Origin of the sequence: Micropruina sp. (genome assembly GCF_027492755.1) — a bacterium.
Taxonomy (GTDB): Bacteria; Actinomycetota; Actinomycetes; order Propionibacteriales; family Propionibacteriaceae; genus Micropruina.
This window is the reverse complement of sequence record NZ_JAPUED010000105.1, coordinates 1-2,369: the sequence shown is the minus strand read 5'-3', so window position 1 is coordinate 2,369 and position 2,369 is coordinate 1. Positions and strand designations below refer to the sequence as shown.

Annotated in this window: 3 protein-coding genes; 2 read left to right on the top strand and 1 reads right to left on the bottom strand. The window is 71.2% G+C overall.

Annotated elements, in window-relative coordinates:
* Positions 1 to 106 precede the first annotated feature (106 nt).
* The gene (locus tag Q0066_RS07210) at positions 107 to 553 is read right to left on the bottom strand and encodes a metallopeptidase family protein (protein ID WP_298131549.1); all 447 of its coding nucleotides are present in this window, start codon (positions 551 to 553) and stop codon (positions 107 to 109) included.
* A 130-nt stretch (positions 554 to 683) separates the two neighbouring features.
* Here Q0066_RS07210 and Q0066_RS07205 point away from each other — a divergent pair, with 130 nt between their 5' ends.
* On the top strand, positions 684 to 1,016 hold the full coding sequence (locus Q0066_RS07205) for a DUF3499 domain-containing protein (RefSeq protein WP_298131567.1): 333 nt from the start codon (positions 684 to 686) through the stop codon (positions 1,014 to 1,016).
* A 77-nt stretch (positions 1,017 to 1,093) separates the two neighbouring features.
* The coding region (gene manB, locus Q0066_RS07200; RefSeq protein WP_298131547.1) for a phosphomannomutase/phosphoglucomutase at positions 1,094 to 2,369 on the top strand (1,276 nt) is incomplete at its 3' end.

Genomic DNA, 2,369 nt, shown 5'->3' with positions numbered 1-2,369 from the left:
CACCGGTTCCCGTCATCCCGCCCGCTTGCGTCATCCCGCCCGCTTGCGTCATCCCGGCGAACGCCGGGATCTCCGTCCCCCTCGGTCGAGCCCGCTGATCGAGCCGCTACTCCCAGTCGTCGTCGGTGGCCCAACCCTCGGGGTCGAGTTCCTCGAGCGGAATCTCGGTGAGCGCATGCAGCTGTTCGACCAGGGTGCGGAAAACCAGGATGCGCAGCCCCTTGCGGGTCCGTGCCCGATGCTCCAGCGGCCGCCGGTACAGCACCACCTGGCCGTGCTGCGGCGGCACCGGCCCGACCGCGGCCGCCAGCGGCACCCGGTCGCGGCTCCAGCCGCTGACCACGCCCGGCACGTCCTCGACGCCGACGTCGATCCCGACCAGGGCGCGCGGGCAGGACGCCGACACCCGCGCGACCGCTTGCTGGACGCAGCCGGTGAAGTACTCCGCGCCCTGCACCCGAGCGCGCAACGGCACCGGGTTCCCGGTGAACGGATTGGGCAGCGCCAGCGGTCCCCGCAGGCCGCGGCCGTGACGTTCCCTGCGCTGTGCCATGGCCCCAGGCTATCGCCGCCCCGCTGGGCGACGGCCACCGAACACGTCCGGTCGACAACCCTGGAGCTGTGCTGGAGGTTCCGCGACTATCGCTGATCGAGCGGGTAGTGTCACGCCGGTGAGGTCACGGATGTGTTCACGGACGGGGTGCTCGACCCCCGCCATCGCCACGCTGACCTATGTGTACGCCGACTCCACGGCCGTACTCGGTCCGCTCGCACTCCGCGCCGAACCCGGCTCCTACGACCTGTGCGCAGCGCACAGCGCGAGCCTCTCGGCGCCCCGCGGGTGGGAGGTCATCCGGCTGCCCGAAGCGGACATCGACACCGGCCCGTCCACCGACGACCTGATGGCGCTCGCCCGCGCCGTCCGGCTCGCCGGGCTGGGTGCCGAGGGTCCGGACGCCCCCGAGCCGGCGGTGAGTCGCCGCAAGGGTCACCTGGCGGTCATCGCCGACCTGTAGCCGTTTTCGCCGCGGCTCAAGTCATCCAGGCACCGTCGGTGCCGACCGCTGGTGCGCCGGGGCACTAGGCTGCCCACGTGCTTACCCCGTCCATCTTCAAAGCCAACGACATTCGTGGTGTGGTCACCGGCGACCAGCCCGAATGGGACGTGGCCGGGGCCCGTGCCGTCGGCGCCGCGTTCGTCGCTGTGCTCGGACTGGCCGGGCAGGAGTTCGTCCTGGGTCGCGACATGCGCACCACCGGGGTGGAACTGGCCGCGGCCTTCATTGAGGGCGCCCTGTCGCAGGGGGCATCGGTGATCGACATCGGGCTGGCCAGCACCGACCAGCTCTGGTTCGCGTCCGGGTTCTTCGACATGCCGGGCGTCCAGCTGACCGCCTCGCACAACCCGGCCGACTACAACGGCATCAAATTCTGTCTCGCCCAGGCCGCGCCGATCGAGCCGGCGATGCTGAAGCAGATCGCCGAGGTGGCGATGGGTCCTGCACTCGCGCCGGCCGCCGAGCAGGGCAGCAGCCGCAGTCAGGACGTGCTCGCCGAGTACGCCGCCCACCTGCACCGCCTGGTGCCGCTGGAGGGTATGCGCCGGCTCACCGTCGTCTACGACGCCGGCAACGGGATGGCCGGACACACCGCGCCGGCGGTGTTCGGCCCGCTCGACATCGAGACGATCGGCCTGTTCACCGAACTGGACGGCTCCTTCCCCAACCATCCGCCGAACCCGCTCGAGCCGGCCAACCTGGTCGACGCCCAGCGGGCCGTACTCGAACACCACGCCGACTTGGCGCTGGTCTTCGACGGCGACGCCGACCGCTGCTTCATCGTCGACGAGCGCGGCGAGGTGGTCAGCCCGTCGCTGATCACCGCACTGATCGCCCAGCAGGAGCTGGCCCGCGAGCCCGGCGGCACCATCGTGATCAACACCATCACCTCGCGGGCCGTCGACCGGGTGGTCGCCGACGCCGGGGGAGCGCTGGTGGTCTCCAAGGTGGGGCACACCTCGGTCAAGGCGAAGATGGCCGAGCACCATGCGATCTTCGGCGGCGAGCATTCCGCCCACTACTACTTCCGCGACTTCTGGGGCGCCGACACCGGCATGCTGGCCGGGCTGCACGTGATGGCGCTGCTCGGCCGCAGCTCGGGCACCATGTCCGAGCTGGTGGCCGGGCTACCGGTCTTCGCGGCGTCCGGTGAGATCAACTCGACCGTCGTCGACGTGCCCGCCGTGCTGGCGCGGCTCGCCGAGGCGTTCGCCGGGCGCGGCGTCCAGAACACCGACGACGGACTCACCATCGAAGGCGACGGCTGGTGGGTGAACGTCCGGGCGTCGAACACCGAACCGCTGCTACGGC